This is a genomic window from Neptuniibacter sp. QD34_54 (assembly GCF_047778055.1).
Lineage (GTDB): Bacteria > Pseudomonadota > Gammaproteobacteria > Pseudomonadales > Balneatricaceae > Neptuniibacter.
On the sequence record NZ_CP180546.1, the window covers coordinates 141,042 to 166,059 of the forward strand.

A 25,018-nucleotide genomic window follows, 5' to 3' on the forward strand; every position below is an offset into this window, starting at 1 on the left:
CTCAGTAATGTAAGTAATAGATAAAGTGGAAGAACAGAGGCGCGGTAAACATTAGGCTGTCCATTCGATCCAAAATTCCGCCATGACCGGGGATCAGCGTACCGCTGTCTTTAATGTGTAGGTCGCGTTTCACGGCGCTTATCACGACATCACCAAAGAACCCACCGATACCAATAATTGCACCCGCTGCCAGTCCTTCATACCAAAACATCGGGGTTAGCCAAGGACTAGAGATACTTGCGACAACCATGATGGTGCAGACCCCACCAATAAAACCTTCCCAGGTTTTGTTAGGGCTTACTTTGGGTATGATTTTATGTCGGCCGAAGCTCTTGCCCCATACGTACTGAGCGACGTCGTTTAATTGCGTAATAAAGATTAGAAACAAGACTAAACCGATAGGGCCAGCATCGACGTTTTTCTCGGGTAGCACCAGTAAAAAAGGGATATGGCTGATCGCAAAAATGGTCAGCATGGTCGCCCAATGAATAACCCCTGCCGATCTAATAAAACCGCGGGTTTCGCCTGTCAGAACCATACGGGTTGGCAAAATAAGGAAGAGATAGATTGGAATGAAGATTATGAACATTCCATACCAAGCATCATGCACCCAGTAATATTGCACAGGGATAGCTAGATAAGCCCAGAACAGCGTGCGCCGATCAGAAAGGCGAATAGGTGTGATTGAGAGAAACTCTTTGAGCGCCAGAAAACTGAGAAAGCCAAAGAAGATAATGGTTGCCGTTGGGTTCAGTAACAAGACGACAAAAATCAGCCCGATCATGATCCACCAACTGCGGATTCGTAGCCATAACTCGGTGTAATCCCTATCTGGGTGAGCCTGCTTTTTTAGAAAACAGATGATCGAGGCAATAATTAAAAGGCTGACCACCGTAACCATTAGGTAGAAGCTATGTATAGGGAAGCTAGTGAAGTTCATCCAATAGGGTTCCTAAAACCAAGTTAGATGGTTTCAATACTAGCTTAGGATTAGAGACGGCTGTACCTAGAACGGAAAGGTCGCATTAATTGCGACGAAAAGGGGAGCATAGTGCTCCCCTTTGTTTATCTGTTGAGGCTTAGATTTTTACGATTTCAGCTTTCTTCGCTTTAAAGCCATCAGTGATCTCAGAGGCTTTCAGGGTGATTACACCTTTGCCTTTTATCTTAAGGCCGGATTTTTTACCACTGTCGTTATTTGCGGTCGTGCTGTTTTCGATGAGAGCTGCAACTTTACCTGCATCTTTAGCTTCTAGCACAATGCCTTTACCGCCGTTTTTGTCGGCATGACCAGAAGATATTAGAGCAGTGAGGCTACCGTTTTCCTCTTCCGTCATTTTGAAGCCATCATCGGTGTTACCTGATGCAGCAGAGTCAATCACTGTGATCTCGATATCGCCTTCACCTTCTTCGTCAAAGTCTAGACCTTCATCTAGATTATTGTGGATAGTAGAAGAGTAAAGGACGGTCTTGATGCTACCGTTACCTGCTTCATCGATATCAAAACCATCATCAAAATCGATACCAAATTCGTAAGCTTCGACTGAGCCGGAAGCATATAGATCGACTTCGCGTTCAAAGCATTTGTCATCAGCGGAACCGGTAATCTCAGCAGGTACTTTGTCAGCAGACATCTCGCCATCTTTAAATTCAGCTTCTACTGGGGATGGCAGAAGAGGTTGTAGAAGGTCTTTTTGGCAGTAACCACCATTGTTAGAGAAATCGACGTTGCTCACGTTAACAATCACGTCGCCATTCTGACCTTCATCCAGCTCAACACCGTCAGCGCCTACTTTGTTGAAGCGAGAGTTATGAGCGGTAAATAGTATGTTGCCTTCGTTACGTTCATCGACTCGAAGGCCGTCGCCATCTACTCGGCCATAGCCGACATTGTGGATGTTTAGGTTGTATGCATTTACTGCGATAGACGCTGGAGAACCACCGCCTTCGCCGCCTGCGCCTGCACCACAATCTTTGGCAATATCACAATCAGAGATGTGGATACCGTGATAAGCAACACCGCTAACCTCAACGTCATTGAGTGTCACGGTTAGGGTTCCAGTTTGGTTATCTCGTAGGTTAACGAAGATACCTTTACCAGCTGCGCCTGTTAGGTCACCGCGGTTTTGGATGCTAAAACCGCCAGGTCCTTCAAATTTAAGACCGCTGATATTCAGGTCCGCGCCTTGAGATACAGCCAGCAAATCGGTGTTTTTTGCAGTTTTTATGATCTGGCCGTTACCGTAGATCGCGATAGGTGCCTGACCAGTATAAGTCAGAGTGGTGTTGATCATGATATCGTCTTTGCTAGTAACAATGACGCTATCTGCTATACCTTCAGCAACAGCGATCAGTGCTGCACGCATGGAACCTTCGCCGCTGTCATTACCATTAGTTACATGAATAGGGGCAGCATAAGCCGTAGTTGTAAGCAAAGTTGCGCCAACAGCTAAGGCTAACGCTTTAAGAGGGTGAGAACCGTGCAGCATAGACATTGAAAATACCTTTATGGAAAGTCTTATAAATTTATGTTGCCAAAACTATCTATGCCGGGTGACGTTTAGATGACAGGTTTAAGAAGTTTTTGTGAGCGAAGCGTTACATTGAACTGTTATTGAGAATAGGAATCTGAATACTACCTTTTGTTCGGTAAAATTAGATCGAGTTGCAGAGTTGAAAACAGGGATGCTAACCGCATATAAATAGGCATCACATTCGTAACGTCATTGTGCAAAATTAATAAAAACAGGAGCTTAGAATGACAGTAGAAGCCACTGCAAATACGGCATCGAGTCAAACCTTGCAGAGTAAACTGATCGGGTTATCAGAGGCTTTAAAGCAGAAAGTCATTGGGCAGGAAGCCTTAGTTGAGCATTTGTTGATTGCATTGCTTACGGATGGCCATGTTTTACTGGAGGGCCCTCCAGGTTTGGCGAAAACCCGCACTGTACATGCCCTAAGTGATCTATTAGAAGGCGTGTTCCATCGTGCCCAATTTACGCCGGATCTTCTGCCTAGTGATATTACCGGTACTGAGATCTACAACACGCAAAAAGGCGAGTTTAGTTTCCGTCAGGGACCTCTGTTTTGTAACTTATTATTAGCGGATGAGATCAACCGTGCGCCAGCCAAAGTACAGTCTGCGTTGCTAGAAGCGATGGCGGAGCGACAAGTCACGGTTGCAGGTAAAACTTATCCACTGTCTAAATTCTTTATGGTGATGGCGACGCAGAATCCGCTGGAGCAAGAGGGAACTTATCCACTGCCCGAAGCTCAGCTAGACCGTTTTATGCTGCATATCCGCGTTGACTACCCTGACCATAATCAAGAGAAAGAGATCCTGCGTTTAGTACGTGACGAGCATAATTCCGAGTTAGCAGGCGAAGCCGCTCATATTGATGTTGCGCTGACCGAGCAGGAGTTATTCGCAGCTCGCTCCAGCATTATGCAGGTCTACATGGCGGATAACCTTGAGGATTATATGATCGCACTCGTGATGGCGACACGTAATCCAGAGGCTTACGGAGAAGACCTGAAAGATAGCTTAGTCTTTGGCGCAAGCCCACGTGCGAGTATTGCTTTGGATCGTGCTGTTCGAGCTAAAGCTTGGTTGGCCGGACGTGATTTTGTGACCCCAGATGATATCCAAGAGATTGTACCAAGCGTGCTAAGGCACCGTATCGGCTTGAGCTATGTGGCTGAAGCGCGAGGTTTAGATAAAGATAAATTGATCGCCGAACTGATCAATCGCGTGGCGGTACCTTAGGGATCAATCTATGTTCTTAGGGGAAACAAGCCCAAGGCCTGTGCCATCCGCACGACACCTCATCAGTGTGGACGAACTTATTAGCTTACGATTCTGGCCGCCTGCGCGACAGAATAGCCGTGAGCGTATGGCTATTCGTGAAGGTCATCATCTAAGTCATATTCGCGGTCGCGGTATGGAATACGATGATGTGCGTGAATATCAACCGGGTGATGATATTCGTCATTTGGATTGGCGCTTGATGGCACGCACTGGAGAAGCACATACCAAGCTTTATCGAGAAGAACGCGAACGCCCAGTTTTCCTGCTGTGCGATCTTCGCCATAGTATGCAGTTTGCGACTCGCGGACACTTTAAATCGGTGTTAGCTGCTTATGCTAGTGCGATGGCGCTGTGGACTACTTTGGCGAATGGCGACCGTGTGGGTGGCATGTTGCTAAGTGAACAGCAAGAGCAGCTATTTAAACCGAGCAATAGTCGCCAGCAATTGATGCAGATGATTACCGCATTATCTCAAGGCGTTGAGCTCACAGAGCAAATCACTGAACGATCCTTGGCACAGTCACTAGCGCGCTTAGAGTCGATCTTGAGCAGTGGCAGTATCCTCTATATTTTCAGCGATTTTCACGATGTTGATGAAGAAACAGAGCTGCACCTGATGCGTCTGGCACAACGTTGTGAGTTGAAGCTGGTGTTGATCTCCGATCCGCTGGAACAACAACTGCCAAGCAGCGGAAAATCGTATCGTTTTAGCGGCTTAGGGCGTGAATTGCTGGTCTCTGCCAATCAGGCGCAACAGCTTAAATATCGAGGCCAGTTTCAGCAGCGATTACAGTTATTACAAAATCTGCACAACCTACGTGGTGTAGAGTTTGCTCACTGGCAAACGGATCAGCATCCGTTATTTCAGTTTAATTCTCAGGAGGTGAGCTAATGGACTTTTCCCAGCTTCCTCTACGTCCCATGCAGCAGCCAGAGATGATTGGCTGGTGGCCTTTAGCGCCGGGCTGGTGGTTTTTAATTGTGCTTAGCATTGCGTTATTTATTGCAGTGGTGTGGTTTGGCTATCACTACCTGAAGAAAATGCAGAACAACCCAAATCGTTGGGCGCTACAAGAACTTAACGTTATTCAAGTGAACTACCAGCAACATCAAAATAAACGGCTTTTGGCTGAAGAGTGTAATACGCTGTTAAAACGCCTAGTGCTGACCCTGTATTCTCGCCAAGATGTCGCTGCGTTAAATGGAACCGCTTGGACCGATTTTTTAGCTAAGCAAAGCCATTCGGATACTTTAACGGTGTTAGCAGTAGCGCCTTATCAAGCATCACCTGAGTATGATGCCGAAGCTTTGTTAGATGCCTGTAAAGGTTGGCTAGCTAATGCTCGAGGGCCTGCCGATGTTTGAGTTTGCGTGGTGGTGGCTCTGGTTACTTTTACCTCTGCCTTGGTTGGTTAGGCGATTTTCTAAGCCTTCAACAGATCAGGGTGGGGCTTCGCTGCATGTACCATTTCTTGACCAGATGGAACAAGCGGTTGGGCCGCAACAAGGTGTATCAACCCAACAATCCTCTCCATGGCGATTAGTGCTGCTTTACCTTATTTGGGGATTGTTGATTGCGGCTGTGGCTAAACCCCAGTGGTTAGGCGAACCGATTCCACAGCGACTGGAAGGCCGTGATCTGATGATGGCGGTGGATCTGTCGGAAAGTATGTTGGAACAGGACTTTGAGGTGAATGGCCGTTGGGTGAGCCGACTGGCTGCAACCCGATTAGTTGCCGGCGATTTTATAAAACGCCGCGAAGGGGATCGCGTTGGTCTGATTCTTTTTGCAGAACAGGCTTATCAACAGGCGCCTCTGACTCATGACCGCGATACGGTTAAAACTTTGTTAGACGAAGCTCAAGTGGGGTTGGCGGGTAAAGCTACAGCAATTGGTGATGCTATCGGCTTGGCGGTGAAACGCTTCAAACAGATGGAAAATGAACAACGCATTCTGATTCTGATCACTGATGGTCGCAATACTGCGGGGGTGCTCAAGCCATTGCAGGCGGTGGAGTTAGCAAAATCAGAGGGGCTTAAAATTTACACTATCGGCGTTGGTGGCGGTAGCCAAGGTGGAGTTTTAGGTTCGTTCTTTGCTCAAGGTTCTGATCTGGATGAGAAGACGCTAACGGCTATAGCTGAGCAAACTGGTGGTCGATTCTTCCGCGCTTATGATCTGGATGAACTCGCAGAGATTTATGCTGAGTTAGATGAATTAGAGCCGGTTGAACAAGACTCCGAATTTTTCCGCCCTATTGATCCGCTATTCCACTGGCCGCTTTATGCCGCTTTTGTGTTGGCATTGATCCTAGCGATCAGCTTAAGGGGGCGTAACTGATGTTTTCTGATCTTCAGCTACAACAGCCGCTTTGGTTGCTGGTTATTCCTACGGCGTTTGTGCTTATTTTATGGCTACAAAAGCGCACTGCTGATGCCCAAGATTGGTCTGAGGTGTGTGATCCAGAGCTCCTGCCGTTGTTAAAACAGCAGGGAGCACAAAAGTTAAAACACAATTGGTTGCCGTGGAGTTTATTTGCGGCGGTGATCCTGCTCGCAGTCGCGGCTACGCAACCGGTGTGGCAGAAACAACCGCAACCGGTATTTAAGCAAAGTGATGCCTTAGTGCTTGCCTTGGATCTGTCAGCGTCGATGCATGCAACCGATCTAAAACCGAGCCGCCTGCAACGGGCCAATTTTAAGATTAAAGATCTACTCAAAAAGCTCCCAGATACAGAAATTGCGCTAATTGTGTATGCCGGAGATGCCTTTGCGGTAACGCCGCTAACTGAGGATAGCGATACTATATTGGCTGCCTTACCAGCGATGACTCCGGAAATCATGCCGGTACAAGGAAGTCGGGCTGATCGTGCCTTAGTGCTAGCCGATCAGATGTTAGCGCAGGCCAATATTCAAGGCGGTAATATCCTATTGGTGAGCGATGAAGTCTCACCAGCTCAAGTCGCAGCCGATGCCAGTCGTATTCGCAATCAAGGTCGTAAGATCTCTATTCTGGCAGTAGGTTCGGCCGAAGGCGGCCCTATACCTACCGAATATGGATTCTTACGAGATCAACAGGGCAATGAAGTTATTGTGACCATGAATATTGGGCTGATGGCTGAAGCCGCTGGTCTTGGTGGTGGTCAGGCGCAGTTAATTCGTGTGGACGATCTGGATATCGATTATCTGATCGCTGGCCTTAAGTCTGGCGAGGATGCCGCCGTAAATGTCGATAAAGATATTGAACGTTGGGTTGCCGAAGGCCCCTGGTTTATCTTGCTGGCATTACCGTTCTTACTACCTCTATTTCGTCGCGGTTTGTTTAATCTGACGTTGCCTATTGTCGTAATAGCCTCTGCTGGCGTTTCCCAGCCAGCTAATGCAGATTGGTGGCAAGGGCTGTGGAAAACTCAAAATCAGCAAGCAGCTGAAATTTATCAACAGGGTGATAAAAGCGCTGCGGCGGAGTTGTTCACAGATCCGCGTTGGAAGCAGCTCTCGCACTATGAGAGCGGAGATTATCAACAGGCTTTAGACAGCCTGCCAGAGCCTGAAACTGTGAATGATTTTTATAACCATGCTAATTCACTGGCCAAGCTCGGGCAGCTGGAGAAAGCACTAGAAGCCTACGATAAAGCGTTAGCTGAAAGGCCTGATTTTGACGATGCTCTGCATAATCGTAAGCTGGTTGAAGAGTTGCTAAAGCAGCAAGAGCAACAGCAACAAAGCGACGATCAGAATAAAAAAGACAAATCTGATCAGCAGAAAAAGGACGAGAAACAGTCAGGCCAAGATTCTCAAAATGATCAGAGTAACGCTTCTGAGCAATCATCCGATCAGCAGCAAGAACAGCAAGAACAGCAACAACAGATGGATCAATCATCTTCATCTAGACAAAAAGATCAGCAACAGATGGCTGAAGAGCTTAAGCAGCAGTTGGATGAAAAGCTAAAAGATGCTGAGCAGCAAGAACAGAAGCTTGATAGTGCCGAACAAACTCAGCCTCTGGATGAAACTGAGCAATCTAATCAGCAGATGTTAAACCGAATTCAAGATGATCCAGCGGGTCTGTGGCGACGCAAATTTATCTATCAATATCGTCAGCGTTCCGAGCAGCCTGCAGAGGAGGATAAACTATGGTAAATGGAATTAAATTATTTACCGCAGCAACTCTTTTACTCTTTAGTCAGTTACTGATGGCTGCGATCAGCAGCGAGATTGATCGCAATCGTATCGAGCAGGGCGAGTCCTTCCGTCTGATTCTCAAGATTACAGCGAATGAAGCTAACCAAGTTGATCTAGAACCCCTGCATAAAGACTTCCAGATTCTAGGGCGCAGTCATCAGTCCAGTACAACTTTCCAAAACGGGTCGCTAAAAAGCACGACTAAACTGGTTTTAACGCTATTTCCAAAGCGAGCAGGCCAGTTAACTATTCCTGCCTTGGAACTTGAGGGAGAGAAGAGCAATGAACACAGTATTGAAGTTGTTGAAGTAAAGCAGCCTTCAGCGGTTGATGGTGGCGTAGAGTTCCTTTCTACCCTATCTGATAAAACACCCATCGTTCAGCAGCCGATTATCTATCAATCCAGCCTGGTACTGGGTCGTAAAATTTATGATGCTGGTATCCAAGAACCTCAAGTGACCGAGGGCAAGGCTTTAATCGAAGCTCTGGGCGAACAGCGTCAGTACGAGCAAGAGCTAAATGGTCGTCGTATGCTTGTGATCGAGCAGGCATGGCTGATTACGCCACAACAAAGTGGCACTCTAAAAATCCAAGGGGCGCGTTTGAGCGGCCAAGTTCCAGATGGTCGACCAGATCCTTTTAGAGGTTTTAATACTAGGGCTGTACGTAGAATCTTTGTGCCTGCAGAGGATTATGAAGTTGAGGTTCAGCCAATTCCTGCAGAGTTTACCGGTGAGCATTGGCTATCAGCGAAAGAGATCAATTTGAGTAGTGATTTTGATCGAGTTATCGACAGTTGGAAGCAAGGAGAGCCGGTCACACGAACGTTGACCTTAGAGGCCACAGGCGTAAAAAAAGAGCAGCTACCTGAATTGGTATTGCCGGAAGTGCCAGGCCTAAAGCAATACGCAACCAAACCGCAAATCGAGCAGTACTACGTCGATGGTGAACTTACCCTAAGTCTTAAGCTTGAGGTCACTGTGATCCCTGAACGCGGTGGCAAAGTCACGTTACCCGAAATACAGCTTCCTTGGTGGAACACTGAGGCTAAGAAACAGGAAGCAGCGAGCATCCCTGCTATCAATATTGATGTTGAAGCGGATGCAACAGCCTTGGCTCCTAGCTCTCCGCCGCAGGTACAACAGCCGTTATCCACAACGCTATCAACGCAAGCGCCTCAGATCGTCGAAAATAGCCCTGTGGATAATATAAATAGCCAACAGGTTGTTGTGAACGAGAGTGAAGTATCACCTTGGTTAACTTTAGTTGTGGGTATCTTAATTGGGGTTATCTTATCCACAGCGGCATTTTTGCTATGGCGAAGAAATCTGCCACGACAGGTTATACAGGAAGAAATTAAAGCGGTTGATTCGGTGCCAAGTTTTAAAAAGCTAAAAGAGGCTTGCTTAGCAAACAACGCACAAGAAGCACGAGCAGAGCTGATCACTTGGGCGCGCCATCGATATGTCGCTTGTAACCACTTGAATGACCTATCCGATAGAGTCGGTCCAGAGTTCAAACACGAGATCGAATTCCTCAATCGTAGCTGCTTTGCTAGTGATAACTGCTCATGGGATGGTAAAGGACTGTTGAAACAGGTTGAGGCTGAGAACAATCGTGAAAATCGGCTCGCGGCAGGGGAAGCTGGGTTAGAGCCACTGTATATGAGCTAAATCGGCTCGTTGTTCTACTTTGTTACCCAAAGCGGGCTTTTGCCCGCCCTTCTTTATTGATTACAACTTATTGATTTTCAATTGGTCCTGAACAGTTTTCGTGCTGTACCCAGCTCTCATTGATATGACTGAAAAATGGCTCGGGGTATTCTTAGTATTCTGTATTTCCTGTGCTATACCTAAATAGGATTTCTTAAGGAACTTACCCAAAAATGGATTTTGTCACTTCTTGAATAACCACATTTATCCGTCAGATGTAGCTTATTTGCATAGATAAGTTTGGTACGACTATGGAGTTGCGAAATCTTGCAAGGATGAATCAAGAGGTAGTAGTCGCCATGCTAAATCAAATTTCAGTCTCCAAAAAAATAGCTCTGCTTGTATTATCGTTACTTTCCCTTCTTTTAATGACTTCTGGTCTAGCGATCGTATCTATGGATCAGATAGGCAAAGAACTCGATAGTATTGCTCACAAAGATATCCCCCTGATCGAGAAGATGACCAAAATAACGGAATACCAGCTTGAGCAAACTATTCATTTTGAACGTGCAGTTCATTTCGGAACGGTTGGGTTGTTGAAGAACGAGAGTGGTCAAAGCAGTGGTAGCTATCAGGACAGCTTTTCAAAGGAACAAGACAAGTTTATTGAATTTGGCCTCAAAGTAGATAAACACATTGGATCTACCAAAAAGCAGCTCTCGGCGATTATCGACTTGTCCCAGACCAAGAGTGGTGGGCTGATTCCAAAAGTCTACGCCAGTGAGCTGGATGAGTTCGCAATGCTAGCCGAGCAGTTAAAAGCGATTGAGAAAGAACATGAAGAGTTCCAACATTATGGCCTAGCTGCTATGAAAGCGATTAAGAACAGAGAGTTTGATCGTTCAGAAGCACTGGCGGTTCAAGTTGAAGAGGCTGCTGATCAGTTAACTAAACATCTTGAAGAACTATTGGCTGAGATAGAAAGGTTCACTCTTGAAGCCTCCGAGACAGCTTTGGCCCATGAGAAGTCTGCTTTAACCAACATAGTGGTAACGCTGATAGCAGCTTTAGCCATTGGGATCTCGTTGAGTATTCTGATCACGCGCAATATCACCAGTCGACTTAAATTATCCGTGGAAGGCATGAAGCATATCGCGGATGGGGATCTAACCCATGATGTTAAGAGCACAGGTGTCGATGAGATCTCGCAAATGTTGGAGTCTCAGGAGATGACCCGCCAAGAACTACAGAAATCGATTGGGCAAATCGTTGAAATCAGTAGCCAGCTTTCCGCGACCTCAGAGGAAGTTGCCACAGCGATGTCAGAAAGCAGTTGTCATGTGCAAAACCAACAAACTCAGACCGATACCTTATCTGCTTCTATGCAGCAGATGAGCGCTACATCAAATGAGATGGCGCATAACATTAATGAGGTAAATGATTCGGTTAATAGGGCCGATGGCGAGCTACAGGAGAGTAACCATATCTTAATCGGCACGGTTGAGAGTATTACTGAGTTATCGAATCAGCTGCAAAACTCAGCGGATACGGTGAAAGATCTAGATAGCAGCACTGTAGAGATCAGTACTGTATTGCAGGTGATTTCGGATATTGCAGAACAAACTAATCTTTTGGCACTAAACGCAGCTATTGAAGCGGCTAGGGCAGGTGATCAAGGGCGAGGCTTTGCGGTTGTGGCTGACGAAGTAAGGCAACTGGCTTCTCGCACGCAAAACTCTACAGCTGAAATATCTGAGATTATTAAACGACTGCAAGATGGGTCAACACGCGTAGTGAACTCTATGCAGCAAACCCAAAAGAAAGCGATTTCATTGGTTGAAGGGGCTGAAAAATCAACGGATTCCCTATCGAAAGTGGTCGATCAATTAAGCCATATCAACAATATGATGAGTCAAATAGCGACCGCTGCTGAAGAGCAAAGTCTGGTAAGTGAAGATTCCACCCGCACTGTGACCGATATTAACGACCTAGGGTACCAGAACGCTGCCAGTGTTGAGGAAACCTCTCAGGCCAGTTTAGATCTAGCCAGAATGGCGGAAGGGCTGAATCAAACGGTGAGTGCTTTCAGGGTGTAAAGGGAAAGAGCCTAAAGCACGAAATAAACAGAGGCTAATCTTTTATCGATAATCCTCTGTTCTGAATTTACCGGAGCTTAGTAATTCTGCGGGAACAAAGCGCGTTTCGCTTCTTCGTCCATTTCAGATTTAAATTGGATATCACCGCTGATACTTCTGGCTTTGGCGACTGCTGGGCGGGCATCTACCGTTTTGAACCAGCGTGATAGGTTAGGGAATTTCTCAAGCTCGTTCTCACCTAAAACTGGTAGCACGCGGTCAATCCAGCCCCAAGCAGCAATATCTGCAATGGTGTACGCCTCACCCGTGATATAGGTATTGCTAGCCAATTGATCATCCAGCACTTGATAGTGGCGTTTAGCTTCATGGCGATAACGATTGATTGCATAAGGTAGGTTCTCAGGTGCAGCGCGCTGGAAATGTACCGCTTGACCCGAATAAGGCCCAAGGCCTGATGCGATAAACATCAACCAAGAGAGTAAGTTTGCCTTATCTTCGGCATTCCCCAGAAAAAGATTATGTTTTTCGGCGAGGTAGAGAAGGATTGCTGTGGAATCAAAGACCTTTGTACCTTCATCATCAATGGCAGGCACTTTTCTATTTGGATTGATTGCCGCGTATTCCGGACTGTGTTGTTCTCCTTTTAAAGTATCCACAGGGACTAATTCATACTCTAGTCCAGCTTCTTCAAGAAAAAGAGCGACCTTCATTGGATTAGGGGTAGGGTGAAAATAGAATTTAAGCATAAGTTTTTTAACCTGTTGAGTTAACGTAAATTGAGATGGCTTGTATTTATTGTTCAGGGGTTTAGCTTTAGAACTTGATCTATATCCGTAGCTTGATGCCTATCGCGTAGTTGCTCCCAGGCTTCGCCCCAAGTGCGATTGACGATACGGCCACGCTGTACGGCTGTGCGTTGCGAGATCTGTTCGGCCCAGCGTTGCAGGTTGGAATAGCTATCGACATCTAGAAAGGTGGCGGCACTGTATTGGTTGCCGCGGACGAGCTCGCCGTACCAAGGCCAAATAGCCATATCTGCGATGGAGTAGTTTTCGCCTGCGATATAGGGATGGTTCGCCAGTTGTTTATCCAGCAGGTCTAACTGCCGTTTTACCTCCATAGTAAAGCGGTCTATGGGGTACTCGAACTTTTCCGGGGCATAAGCGTAAAAGTGTCCAAACCCACCTCCTAGATAGGGTGCAGAACCCTGTAGCCAAAACAGCCAATTCAGTTGTTCTGTCTGTTCGCTAGGGTCTTCTGAGAGGAAGTGACCAAACTTCTTGGCGAGATAAAGCAAGATAGCACCCGACTCAAATACGCGAGTTGGCGTCGCCCCTGAGTTATCAACAAGGGCTGGAATCTTAGAGTTGGGATTGATATCCACAAAGCCTGATGAGAACTGATCTCCTTCACCTATCTGAATCATGTGGGCATCGTATTCTGCCTGTTCAACGCCTGCTGCTAGCAGCTCTTCAAGCATGATGGTGACTTTCTGGCCGTTAGGCGTTCCCATCGAATACAGTTGAAGTGGGTGTTTACCTTTCGGCAGTTCAGCTTGATGAGTCGCACCTGATACTGGGCGATTGATACTTGCCCACGTGCCACCGTTTTCCTCTTCATGCTTCCACACTTTAGGTGGGGTGTATTGTGCGTTCATAAGACTTCTATCCTTATCAGCTGATCTAAAATTAAATTGAACGTCCGTTCATCTATTTTTATCCTAACTGGACTTGAACGGGTGTTCAAGCTAAAATTTGAACAAATGTTCAATCTGAAGTTTTAATCATGGCTAATACTCTGAAACATAACCGTTCTGAGGTGCTGGATAAGGCAACGAATCTTTTCTGGGAAAAAGGTTTCCACGCTACGTCTATGCGTAATTTGCAAGACCATATTGATATGCGTCCGGGCAGTATCTATGCCGCATTTGGCAGTAAAGAAGGGTTGTTTAAAGAGAGCTTAAATCACTATGCAAAAGCCAGCTTAGAGCGATTAACTGAAAGCACTAATACGTCCGAATCCCCGCTTGGTGCACTTAAAGCATTTATCAAAACTGTGGTTTTGAATTGCCGAGAGGATACGCCCAGTGAGATGTGTATGTTGGTAAAAGCGATTGCTGAACTGACAGAAGAAAACGGAGAATTGTTAGATGAGGCGAAGGGGCTTCTGAAGGCTGTAGAACAGGCGCTAACGCAACTGATTGAACAAGCGCAAGCGGCAGGCGAGGTCGATTCTTCAAAAGACGCAGCCCGCCTTGCTCGCTATATCCAAATGCAGCTCATAGGCCTGCGCGTATATGCACGGGTTTCACCTGATGAAGATGACTTGGTTGCAATGATCGATGATTCCATTGCTTCGATGGTGTAAAGCCGCTTTATTGAAACTGGGCGACAGCCATTAGCTGTTCGCCCTATCTCTTCAGATATAACTTAGCAGCGGAAAGCTCCGCAGGTTCGTTGTATCTCTTGTACTAATCCAGATAATTCATCTTGGCTGCGGTTAAGAATTTGCATTCCATCTACTGTCCTTGTTGCTGCATGGCTGACTTGTTCTATATTGCTCCCCAGTCTTTCTGCGGAGGTTTGTTGTTCCTGCGTAGCGCATGACATTTGTTCGCTCATAGTGGCAATGCTGGCTACTGCATGATCAATCTCTACTAGCTTGTGATTGAGCTCTGTAATCTGCTCGACGCCTTTAATGGCGTTTGTTTGGCTACTAGCCATCGTTTTTACTGCTTCAGAAACACTATCTTGTAGTTTAAGAATAATGCTCTGTATCTCTTGGGTAGAGTTTTGGGTGCGTTTAGCGAGATCCCTTACTTCATCTGCAACTACAGAAAATCCGCGGCCAGTCTCACCTGCTCGGGCGGCTTCAATAGCGGCATTCAGTGCCAGTAAGTTCGTTTGATCGGCAATATCGCTAATCACTACCAGTACTTTTGATATGTCACTGGTTTGTTCACTCAACCTATTAATCGTCGTTGCAGAGTTTTCTACATCTTTAGCAAATGCTTTAAAGCTCTGCTCGCATTGGCTGGTGGTAACCAGACCCGAATTGGCTTGTTCCTGTGCTTCAGAGGTGGCATGAGCCGTTGTCGCAGCACTTTGCGCTACTTCTGATACTGATTGTTGGGTTTGGCAAACGACTGTTGCCATATCTTCAGTGCTGATGTGCTGACTACGGCTATCCGTATCTACCTGAGTGACTACTGAGCTAAGTTGGGATTCAACGTGTTTCAGTTGTTCAACATTGAGTAAAAGCTGGGATACAACACATCGGGTTTTCTCAATGAACTGGTTACAGTTTGTCGCTACGTCACTTATCTCATCATTACCATCTACGGTGATTTTCTGCTTCAGATTAGCATCCCCTTGACCTAACTTTTTCATGGCTGATGCGACTAGCGCTATGCGTTTTTGGATACTGAAAGCAGTCATACTTGTGAAGGTAAAACCGATGATGATAATCAACAGAGCCATGACCAGCATGATGTTCTGCTGGCTTTGAATATGTTGTTTCACTTCCGGTATTTGGATAGTGGCTAAGTCTGAAAGTTCTTTTTCGAGTTCATGTGCGGTGTTTCGCAGATCCTTTCGAATGCCTTTCTGGTGAGAGGTACCTAGTTTTTCAGTTAGCTGGACGTATTGGTTAAAGGTTGCTGAGTATAGGGCTAAGTCCGACTTCAGTTGCGTGAATTGCGCACCAAATAAATGACTGTTTTGTTCTAGTTGAATTGTCAGAGAGCTGTATGTGTCGTTAAAACTGCTGACATACTTTGCTTCTTTACGCAGCATAAAATCTTTTTCGTGGCGGCGTAAAGACAGAAGCGTATTTTGGAATACTGGTTGATCCTGTAGCGCAGCAGAGACTTTGTGCGCGGAGCTTCGAAGTTTGCCTAATGCACCTTCGTTTTTGCTTAATCCAAGTGCCTTTTGAGTATTAACAAAACTCTTAAACTGATTGTCGTAGGTTGTGAGTAATTGTTGAAATTTGTCATGTTTAGCACTGAGTCCTAACGCTTGTTTTAACTCTTCTAATGCATGTGATCGTTGTTCCAATGCGGTAACGCCAGTATCAAATCTTTGTACATATTTAAGATCTTTACGCTCGAAGAAATCCTTTTCGTTACGTCTTAAATTCAGTAAATCCTGTTGTACATAGCTGAGTTCTAGAATCGAAGCTTTCAGTTGGCTAATGTTATTCAGAGAGTAATGGTTGCTACCCATGATTAGCAGCATACCAACAACAAAGAACAGCGAAATTAATAACAGTTTTATTTTTATAGTCATATCAACACCTTACATCTTAAAGGGTGTATTTGCTGGTCGTGATTTAACGACTAGCAGGCAGAGGGACTGCTGTGCATTGAGATATGTGTGCATAGGGTTACCATTAAAAAGGCAACTATTCAGTCCAAGGGCTTATCGAAAAGGCTCTATCCGATGTTGGAATGAGCTGAGGATTGCTTTTGGGGAGGGCGGTCTATTCGGACGATTTTTGTGTAACTGTAACTTTGAGCAAAGTGCTGGGTGACGATGGCTATGGGTTGGTACAGCAATGCTGAATTGGGGATATCATCGAGTTGTAAGTTATCAAAATGGTTTTCGAACGCTACATTGGAGCGGTGGTTATTATGAATATTAAGCTTACAGTGAGGTGGTTCGGAGTATGTGTTATTGGATAGTTTAGGTGATTGGCATATACAAAAGGCGGAAAGCACTTCTGTTGATAGCAACAAGCAGCATATCAGTATCAAAAATGGACTATTCTGACTTTTGAGCAATAGAGCTACCTTTACCTTTTTGAGTATCAAATATTAGATAATTTGTAACAAAATCGTCATATTTGAATGATCATACTAGATAAAATTGTACTAGGGCTCAAGAGGTATATAGGCAGCAAACAACAGATGATTGTATGTTTGCTGCCTATAGCACTTAGCGTTGTTTCTAAGCTTGCAAATAGACTGTTGATTATTCAGGCATTTTCGACGCTACTACCGTTAACTACTCGGTTGCGTCCCATTTCTTTTGCCTCGTACAGTGCTGCATCAGCTAATTGAATTAATTCCCTGGGTGAGTGATCAATGGCTGCTTCAGCCAAGCCGAAGCTAGCTGTCACTTGATCGACCTCTTCAAACATTTCTGCTGCGATGGCAGTGCGAAGTTTTTCTGCTAAGCGGTAAGCCATTTGTGCGTTTGTTTCAGGTAAAAGAATCATAAATTCTTCACCGCCCCAACGACCTATTTTGTCTGTTTTACGGGTGTTCTCTCGTAGTATTTGTGCAAATCTTTTCAGCACAGCATCGCCACAGAGGTGGCCGTATTGGTCGTTTATCTTTTTAAATAGGTCGACATCCAATAGCAGAATTGAAAGTGGGCGTTTGAAACGTTGGAGACGGTAGATCTCCTCTTCCAGTAACAGCTCAATGTGTAGACGGTTGTTTAACCCAGTTAGAGCATCGGTTGTAGAAAGGATGGATAACTCTGTATTCTTGCTATTGAGCTTTTCATTAAGTTGATTCAATTGCAGTTCAGCAGCTTCACGTAGGTTTATTTCTGACTTCAGCTGTTTATTCAGTCGAGATAGTTTCCAATTCCATAGCGTGATTATCGTGATAATGAACAACGCGGCAAATACGAGTTTCCAGATCAGTTCATAATTAGCATCGTGTTCAAATTTAACCGATACCCAGCGTTGGAATACTTTGGAGTGCTCCTCTTCTGTTATGTATTCGGTGGCCTTGTTGAACATGGAAAGAAGCTCAGGGCTATCGTTACGGATGGCGACTGCCAGTTTCCAGTCCTCATCTAAACGGCCTCCTATTTTTAAATTTAGGAAACGGTGTTTACGAATCGCATGGCCCACGGGAGCTATCGCCCCGATTAAACCGAAAATTCTACCTTCCTCGACAATGCGTAGACCGTCAGCGACGCTATCTACTTCAATTACATTTATCTTAGGGTAATCTTGCTGGAGTTTGCTAAGTAAACCGTAGCCTTTAGGTACCCCGATGGTTTTATCTTTGAGTGATTTGAGGCCATCAACAAATAGAGAGTCTTCCTGAATCGCGATGACTAAAGGTAAGCGCAGGTAGGGCTTAGTGAAGTTTAATTGTCGTTTAGCTTCAGCAGTTTCGAAGGCCGCGGACATGATGTCACAGCGTCTATTCTGGGCGTATTCTAGGGACTGTTGGCTACTTTCTGTTGGTAGCATTGTCATGCCTATACCAATCCGATCGGCCATTAAATTCAGGTAGTCGGCAACCATGCCTTCATGACGCCCTCCTGATCCGATCTGTTCTAAAGGCATCCAATCTGGGTTGGCACAAAATGTTATGCCAGGCTGCTTTTCTAAATAGGCCTTTTCTACGGCCGTTAGGCTAAGACCACTACCAGGTCTAGCGACATAGTTCTCATTGCCCATCCAGCGCTGAGAAATAGCAGCGACTTCATCTCTGGTAAGGGATTCAATGGCACGATCCATAATTCGTTGCAGGATAGGCCAATCTGAACGAACACCAATGCGTAGATTGGCTAGATCAGGTTTGCCTACATCTACCTCACCCGATACGGTGAGGTCATTCATCAAATTTTTAGCGATAAGGTGGTTAAAAACAGCAGCTTCACCTAGTGCCGCATCCGCTTTACCAATAGAGATGGCTTTCAGACTTTCGATGGCATCGGTTACCAGATGTTGCTTGATTTGTGGGTATTCGTTGGTCAGGATCTCTTCGTAGAAAAAGCCTTTTGGTATAGCCACTGTTTTGCCGAATAGACTTTCAATAGATTCGAATTTAGCGCTTTTCTTACTAACAATAACATTCGGATTGACTGCATAAGGGCGGGTAAAGCGGATATATTTACGACGCTCAGTGGTATTGACGATATTGAGCATCATGTCTAATTCACGCTCCTTGGTCATCGCTAAGAAATCATTCCAGTTTGGTCCACTGACATACTGGATCCTAAAACCGGTTTTCTTGGCAATGAGGTTCATGACATCAATAGAAAAGCCTTTCGGTTTGCCTTGTTCGTTGTAATTGAAGGGAGGCCAGGCCATTTCGTTATGTACCCTTAGGACAGGGTTAGCCGCGAGGAATTCTTGTTCTTCTTTATCTAGATGAAGAGTCTGGGTTCTTTGTAACCCGCCTTCTAGCCAGCGGCGGCTTAGCCGATCTCTTTCCTCTTTGGTAACTGATTCAATCGCTTTTTGCATAATAGAGCGAAAGATAGGCCAATCATCTCGTACCCCTATACGTAAAAGATTGGCAAAGCGGGGATCATCAATACCGCCAACGATTTTGAGGTTACTCATCAGATGTTTTCGGATTAGGTGGTTTTGGACTGCAATCCCACCCATGGTGGCATCGGCCCGGCCAAAGGCCACTGCTTTAAGGCTATCTACTTGATCTTTAAGTAGTAACAGCTGAATACCTGGAAAATGCTTTTCGATAATTTCTTGGTAGAAGAAGCCTTTAGGAATAGCAAGAACACGGCCATTGAGATCTCTCAGATCTCGCACGGTACGATTATCGTCCCGGACAACAATCCCTGAAGGGTTATTTACATAAGGGTCGGTAAAGAGAATGTATTTGCTGCGATCATCTGTCTTGATGATATTGAGCATCACATCAAGCTCTTTATGATCCAGCATAGTTAGAAATTCACCCCAAGTAGGGCCGGTTACGTAATCAACTTCTATACCGAGCTTTTCTGCCAGAAGGTTCATGAATTCAACAGAATAGCCTTTAGAACGACCGAATTCGTGGTAATTAAAAGGTCCCCAACTGACTTCGTTATGGACTCGAATTTTCTGATGGTTGAGCAGCCAAGTTTTCTCTTCCTGTGTCAGAGGTATCTCATTTGCCTGAACAAAAAAACTGGATGTCAGTAAGATTAATGAGAAAAGAAAGGTGAAAAGTGATGTCTGCCGTAACACGAAGATAATCCCTAAAACTTATATTGTTATTGTATTGGGACTCTATCTATATCATTAAATGGTAGGGTTTGAAATTGCCTACTGCATTAACGGTTCTTTGAGTATAACGAGGGGCATGGATTATTTTGTCGTGGCATCAGACTAAGAATGGGCGAGATTGCTTCTCGCTCCCCTCTTTGCTTGACGTGGGTGGTCACAGGATTACTCAATACTTCCTCTTTCTGCTCGGCAACTACGGCAAAAGCATGTGCTTCGGTCTTCAGGACAGAATATTTGTTGCCATTTATTTTTTCTATTAAAAACAACCATTGCTAGCCACAATGTACCTACAAGGAAAAAAGTACCCAGAGCTATAAGCCCCTCTAGCGGAAAATTGTTTAAGCCTTCTAACATATTTGGCTAATCCTAGTGTATGTCTAGTTATTATTTTTATGACACTGTCACATATGATCTTGTGATATGTATGCTTGGATCTGACACGAAGCACTAACAAAAATTACTCGTAGAATCTGGTTGTTACAATTATTTTGGCTGTGATAAGAGTAGATATTTGATTTAGATCAATAAGAGGTGGGGCGATGGTTTTGAGATAGGAGGGCTTAAAGGTGACCCAGAAAGCCCTATCAGAGAGAAATTAAGCAGCAAACAGTTTCGGGTGCTTTTTATTTTTAGGTAAAAAATACTCAGGAGGATGAGGTTTGCTGTAATACCAGCCTTGGACAACTTGGCAGCCTAGATCTTTTAACATCTCAACCTGCTCTACGTGTTCCACACCCTCAGCAATGACGCCTAAGCCTAGGCCCTGAGACATAGCAATAATCGCTTTGACCAATGATTTGTCACTTTCGTTTTCTGTAATTGAACGAATAAAGCTTTGATCAATTTTGATGCAATCGCATGGTAAGTCTTTTATATAACCTAAAGACGAGAAGCCTGTTCCAAAGTCATCGATGGAGACCCGCACGCCTAATTCTTTGAGCTCGCTTAATACTACAGCTGCTTTCTGGGGGTCATGGACCAAGAAGCTTTCTGTTATTTCTAGTTCGAGCATCGTTGCTGGGATTTCATATTGGGTAATCGCCGCTTTTACGTCTGATACAAGATCAGTACGAGCAAGTTGAAGGGCTGATATGTTCACCGCGATATAGTTAGTTTCGACACCAGTATCCAACCAGTTTCTAAGCTGCTTAGCAGCTTGATTGAGGGCCCATTTACCTAAGTCCGAAATCAAACCCGTTTCTTCAGCCAATGGAATAAATTGAGCTGGCGAAATATAACCTTTTTCTTTGTGTTCCCATCGTGCAAGGGCTTCATAACCGATGGTTTTCCCCGTGGTGATATCTACCTGAGGCTGATAGTGCAGTTTCAGCTCTTGCTCTTGCATTGCTTGTCGCAGAAGAATTTCAAGTTCTTGTCTTTCTTTAGCCATATCAGACATTTCGGAAGAGTAGGTTCTATAAACTCCGCGGCCGTCTGCTTTTGCCTGATAGAGAGCTGCATCAGCGGCCCGTTTAAGTTCGTCTAAATTCCTACCATCCTTAGGCGAGAATGCTATACCAACACTCAAACCAATGTAGGATGTGCAGCCCTCTAGGTTATAGGGGGCTGAAATTGTTTTAATTAAGCGCTCTGCCAAGGTATAGATTTCGTCTTCGTTGTCGTAATCATCGACAAATACAGCAAATTCATCCCCGCCAATTCGGGCACAATAATCTATGTCACGAATCTGGCTTGAGAGGCGTTTTGCACAATCGATAATGAGTTGGTCGCCGTATTCGTGGCCCATACTGTCGTTGATATTTTTAAAACGATCTAAATCCAGATAGAGCAGAGCTGATTTGCGTTTACGACGCATATCTTTAGGTAATAAGTGATCTATCAGACTCTCGAAGAAAAACTTGTTGGGAATACCGGTTAAGCGATCGTGATTAGCGAGCTGGGTTAGCTGTTCTTGTGCCTGCTTAACTTGGCTTATGTCGTTTAGCACACCAACATAATATTGGTGGCCAAAATCATCCTTCAGAGTGGTGATGGAAAGCAGTTCGGTAAAGTGAATACCGTCCTTGCGTTTATTGACTATCTCACCTTTCCAGCTGCCTCGTTCGGAAATGCTCTTCCACATATCGGTATAAGTTTCGCGAGGCGTTAATTCAGATGCGAGTAACTCTGGACCTAAGCCCACTACTTCTTGACTGGAATAACCAGTAATACGTTCAAACGCGGGGTTTACGGAAACAATTTTGTTGTCAGCATCTGTGATCATGATCCCTTCAGCAGTGTTCTGATAAACAGCTGCGGAAAGCTTGATAGAACGATGATCAGCGATCTGCTTACTAATATCAAAAAATGAGATCACTGCGCCAGTGATTACACCGTTAGTGATGATTGGAGCAGCTTTTCGATGCACCGGAATGCAATCACCACTGTCTTTGATAAACCAATCATCGGAAGATAAAGAAGCTCCGGTTGATAACGTACTTTCTATACTCGAGTTACTTTCACTCAGACTTTCCCTTACTGAGTTAGTGCGATACCAAGTATCCTGAATGGGATGTCCGATTAGTTCATCCGTGCTATAGCCTAAGATTGCAGTCGCTGCCTTGTTGACAAAAATCTGCTTGCCTTCAGCATCTAGCTCAACAATGCCGTCACTGATACTTTCAAGGATTGTGTCATTACGGGTTGCTAAACGATGGGCCTGATCTCGTTCGGTGATTAAGATCTCTTCTGCTTTTTTCTCAGCACTGATATCAATATGTGCGCCGACAATACGATAAGCTTCATTAAGGTCAGTATAAAAAACTGAAGCTTGTGCTCTCATCCACAGAATATGACCGTTTTTATGAGTAAGACGGTAATCTAAAGATAAATTCTGATATTTCTTGGCTAAGCAATTTTTAATATAGCCTTCAGCATTTTGAAGATCAGCAGGGTGGATACTGGAGCGCCACTCCGAAATATTATGCTCAAATTCGCCGGGCATATAACCTAGTTGCGCTAGCCATACATCGGAAAACTTAACAGAGTTGCTTCGTAGGTCCCAATCAAATAGGCCTACATTGCCTTTTTCCGTAGCCGCTCTTAAGAAAACTTCATGTTCATGAATACGCTTATTACGATGTTTCTTCCTCATGCCTTGCCAGATTGCTAGAGCCAAAGAGCGTGCCAGAACTATTTGCTCTCTGGACGGCCGTTCTTTTAGCTCCAGAGAGAAAATAACAGGGATATCATCATTATAAATAATTGGCAGGCTGAGTAGATTTTTGTTGCTTGTTTTTGGGTAAAACTTCAAAAAATCACGCTTGTTTTTTAATACATAAGACAGTATTTCTGGATGCTCTAGTTCCAGTGCTTTGCAATCTTCGTCGAGGAAAATATCTGGGCAATGAGAGTAATTAAGCCAAACCTGACGTGCGTTGAACATCAAACTAAATTCGGAAAGGCACTTCTGCAAATAGGCTAAATCGCTGCGTCTATCACCAATGGATATAATGGAATCCAAAGAATGGAGGGCTTTCTGATAGTTAATATCACGAGCTTTACTATCGTCTTTTACCTTAAAAAGGTAGAACGTTATTCCGCCAACCAACAGCAAAAATGCGGTGGTGAGTAGAAGCAGCAATTGTGTATCCATATCAAATAGCCTGAAGCATCGATTTTAGATCCGTCACAAGGTTTGTCAGTTCAACGGATGAGTCTTTCATACGTTTGGCGATTGCATGGTTTTCAGAGGTTACATCTCTGATGCTTTCAATATTTCTACTCACTTCATCTGAAACCGAGCTTTGTTCCTCAGACGCTGCGGCTACTTGGGTACTTAGATCCGTGATATTGAGCATGGCCGCATTAACTTCATCAAATGATTGCCCAACCCCTTCTGCACGTTGGATATTGGCTTCTGCATGGCTACCACAGCGTTCCATAACATGAACAGTTTCAGATACCTGATTTTGGATCGCTTCGATAGTCGATCTGATTTCGGTCGTGGATTCTTGTGTCCGTTGCGCCAAAGTACGTACTTCATCGGCAACTACGGAGAAGCCTCGACCTTGATCGCCTGCTCGAGCCGCCTCGATTGCAGCATTTAAGGCGAGTAAGTTTGTCTGCTCTGCAATTTCTGTAATGATGTCGACTACCTGTTCAACGGCTTGAGCTTTGGTTTTAAGCTCTCCGGAAGATTCTCCTGCGAGGCGAACTTCCCCAACTAGGTCTTTGATGCCGGCAATCATCTCCTCAACAATACCTTTACCGCCATCCGCTAGGTCAGCAGTTTGGCTTGTGGCATGGGATGTTTGCGAAGTGTTTTGTGCTATTTCATGAGCTGTCGCTGACATCTCTGTGGCGGCACTAGCCAGCATATCGGCTTCAAGGTTTTGTTTTTCGATACCATTTGAGGTTTGATCGATGGAGGAGAGGGTTTGATCCATGAATTGGGTTAAGGTGGTGATACTGTCTTGGACGCGGCCTATTACGGTTCTGAGACGCGCCTGAAGCATCAAATTAGCCATATCTGCACATCCCACCTCATTCATATGGCCTGACATCACATATTGAGCGAGCGCATTGTCATAGACGTCTACAGCGTTATCTTTCAGGTGTTTTAGAGGTTTTAGAATAACTGCCTGATATGAGATAAATGCTAACGCAATCGCAGCGATGATACCTGCTTGCATATAATCAGACAGCGGAAGAAATACAGAGACTAGAGCACAAAGGAAAGCCATCAGGCCTGTGATCATTAGTCGGTTAGATAGACAGTATGGTTTTATGCTGACTTTTTTAGTGCGCAGTTTAGTATAAACGGCTTCAGCACGTTGGATTTGGGCATCAGTTGGTCGGGTCCTTACGGATTGATAACCGATTTTGCTTCCGTGCTTATCAAACAGCGGCGTAACATAAGCCTGTACCCAGTAATGGTCACCATTTCTACAACGGTTCTTTACTAAACCCATCCAAGGGCGATCATCTTTGGCGTGTACCCATAAGTCGCCAAAGGCTGCCGGCGGCATATCTGGGTGTCTCACAATACTGTGATTTTTACCGATTAACTCATCAACGTGATAACCCGCAACTTCGCAAAAAGCTGGGTTAGCGTAAGTGATAACACCCTGCAAGTTAGTGGTGGATATCAGGCGTACGCCTTCAGGATACTTCTTTTCGATACCGGTACAATTCATGTACAGCCTCTTGTTTATGCGCCAGTCCGATTGGTCGGTTTGTTTCCTAGGGGAGCAATGAAATCGGGCAATTATAAAATCTTTCGTTTATTGAGTAATTGCGCCATGTCATGTTTTTGCAGTGCGCAAAAGATGGCTGTCCTGTCTTAGATCAAAAGG

At 45.0% G+C, this 25,018-nt stretch carries 16 protein-coding genes; 8 read left to right on the top strand and 8 right to left on the bottom strand.

Annotated features, from left to right (window positions below; all coding sequences use genetic code 11):
- Position 1 precedes the first annotated feature (1 nt).
- Positions 2–940 carry a phosphatidate cytidylyltransferase gene (locus ACMXYP_RS00630; protein WP_415883082.1) on the bottom strand — a complete coding sequence of 313 codons (939 nt, stop codon included), beginning with the start codon at positions 938–940 and terminating at the stop codon, positions 2–4.
- A gap of 139 nt (positions 941–1,079) precedes the next feature.
- The gene (locus ACMXYP_RS00635; protein ID WP_415883083.1) at positions 1,080–2,495 is read right to left on the bottom strand and encodes a hypothetical protein; all 1,416 of its coding nucleotides are present in this window, start codon (positions 2,493–2,495) and stop codon (positions 1,080–1,082) included.
- 263 nt (positions 2,496–2,758) lie between these two features.
- Between ACMXYP_RS00635 and ACMXYP_RS00640 the strand changes: the two genes are divergently transcribed.
- The 7 genes from ACMXYP_RS00640 to ACMXYP_RS00670 all read left to right on the top strand — a co-directional run bounded on the left by ACMXYP_RS00640 (position 2,759) and on the right by ACMXYP_RS00670 (position 11,741).
- Positions 2,759–3,766, top strand: a complete 1,008-nt coding sequence (locus ACMXYP_RS00640) for an AAA family ATPase (RefSeq protein WP_415883084.1) — start codon at positions 2,759–2,761, stop codon at positions 3,764–3,766.
- A 10-nt stretch (positions 3,767–3,776) separates the two neighbouring features.
- Complete coding sequence (locus tag ACMXYP_RS00645; RefSeq protein WP_415883085.1) at positions 3,777–4,700, top strand: DUF58 domain-containing protein; 924 nt, start codon at positions 3,777–3,779, stop codon at positions 4,698–4,700.
- Positions 4,700–5,173, top strand: coding sequence for a DUF4381 domain-containing protein (locus ACMXYP_RS00650; protein ID WP_415883086.1), 474 nt, complete (start codon positions 4,700–4,702; stop codon positions 5,171–5,173). Before ACMXYP_RS00645 ends, ACMXYP_RS00650 begins: the two co-directional genes overlap by 1 nt.
- Positions 5,166–6,149 (top strand): vWA domain-containing protein, encoded by a 984-nt coding sequence (locus tag ACMXYP_RS00655; RefSeq protein WP_415883087.1) that lies wholly within the window; start codon positions 5,166–5,168, stop codon positions 6,147–6,149. The genes ACMXYP_RS00650 and ACMXYP_RS00655 overlap by 8 nt, the downstream gene beginning before the upstream one ends.
- Positions 6,149–7,951: a VWA domain-containing protein gene (locus tag ACMXYP_RS00660; RefSeq protein WP_415883088.1), complete on the top strand. Its 1,803-nt coding sequence runs from the start codon at positions 6,149–6,151 to the stop codon at positions 7,949–7,951. Before ACMXYP_RS00655 ends, ACMXYP_RS00660 begins: the two co-directional genes overlap by 1 nt.
- Positions 7,945–9,666, top strand: a complete 1,722-nt coding sequence (locus ACMXYP_RS00665; RefSeq protein WP_415883089.1) for a BatD family protein — start codon at positions 7,945–7,947, stop codon at positions 9,664–9,666. Before ACMXYP_RS00660 ends, ACMXYP_RS00665 begins: the two co-directional genes overlap by 7 nt.
- Positions 9,667–10,004: 338 nt before the next feature.
- Entirely contained in the window at positions 10,005–11,741 is a 1,737-nt protein-coding gene (locus ACMXYP_RS00670; protein ID WP_415883090.1) for a methyl-accepting chemotaxis protein, read from the top strand.
- 77 nt (positions 11,742–11,818) lie between these two features.
- Here the strand turns inward: ACMXYP_RS00670 and ACMXYP_RS00675 are convergent, their stop codons facing one another.
- A complete protein-coding gene (locus tag ACMXYP_RS00675; RefSeq protein ID WP_415883091.1) occupies positions 11,819–12,487 on the bottom strand; it encodes a glutathione S-transferase family protein in 669 nt (222 codons plus the stop codon).
- Positions 12,488–12,540: 53 nt separating this feature from the next.
- Positions 12,541–13,398: a glutathione-dependent disulfide-bond oxidoreductase gene (gene yghU, locus ACMXYP_RS00680; RefSeq protein ID WP_415883092.1), complete on the bottom strand. Its 858-nt coding sequence runs from the start codon at positions 13,396–13,398 to the stop codon at positions 12,541–12,543.
- 128 nt (positions 13,399–13,526) lie between these two features.
- On the opposite strand from yghU, the gene ACMXYP_RS00685 reads away from it, so the two are divergent.
- Positions 13,527–14,108 carry a TetR/AcrR family transcriptional regulator gene (locus tag ACMXYP_RS00685; protein ID WP_415883093.1) on the top strand — a complete coding sequence of 194 codons (582 nt, stop codon included), beginning with the start codon at positions 13,527–13,529 and terminating at the stop codon, positions 14,106–14,108.
- A gap of 62 nt (positions 14,109–14,170) precedes the next feature.
- Here ACMXYP_RS00685 and ACMXYP_RS00690 read toward each other — a convergent pair whose 3' ends face one another.
- The 4 genes from ACMXYP_RS00690 to ACMXYP_RS00705 all read right to left on the bottom strand — a co-directional run bounded on the left by ACMXYP_RS00690 (position 14,171) and on the right by ACMXYP_RS00705 (position 24,859).
- A complete protein-coding gene (locus ACMXYP_RS00690) occupies positions 14,171–16,030 on the bottom strand; it encodes a methyl-accepting chemotaxis protein (RefSeq protein ID WP_415883094.1) in 1,860 nt (619 codons plus the stop codon).
- Between the two features lie 688 nt (positions 16,031–16,718).
- Positions 16,719–19,682 carry a transporter substrate-binding domain-containing protein gene (locus ACMXYP_RS00695; RefSeq protein ID WP_415883095.1) on the bottom strand — a complete coding sequence of 988 codons (2,964 nt, stop codon included), beginning with the start codon at positions 19,680–19,682 and terminating at the stop codon, positions 16,719–16,721.
- Positions 19,683–20,316: 634 nt separating this feature from the next.
- Positions 20,317–23,316: an EAL domain-containing protein gene (locus tag ACMXYP_RS00700; protein ID WP_415883096.1), complete on the bottom strand. Its 3,000-nt coding sequence runs from the start codon at positions 23,314–23,316 to the stop codon at positions 20,317–20,319.
- 1 nt (position 23,317) lies between these two features.
- Positions 23,318–24,859: a methyl-accepting chemotaxis protein gene (locus ACMXYP_RS00705; RefSeq protein WP_415883097.1), complete on the bottom strand. Its 1,542-nt coding sequence runs from the start codon at positions 24,857–24,859 to the stop codon at positions 23,318–23,320.
- Between the last annotated feature and the right edge of the window lie 159 nt (positions 24,860–25,018).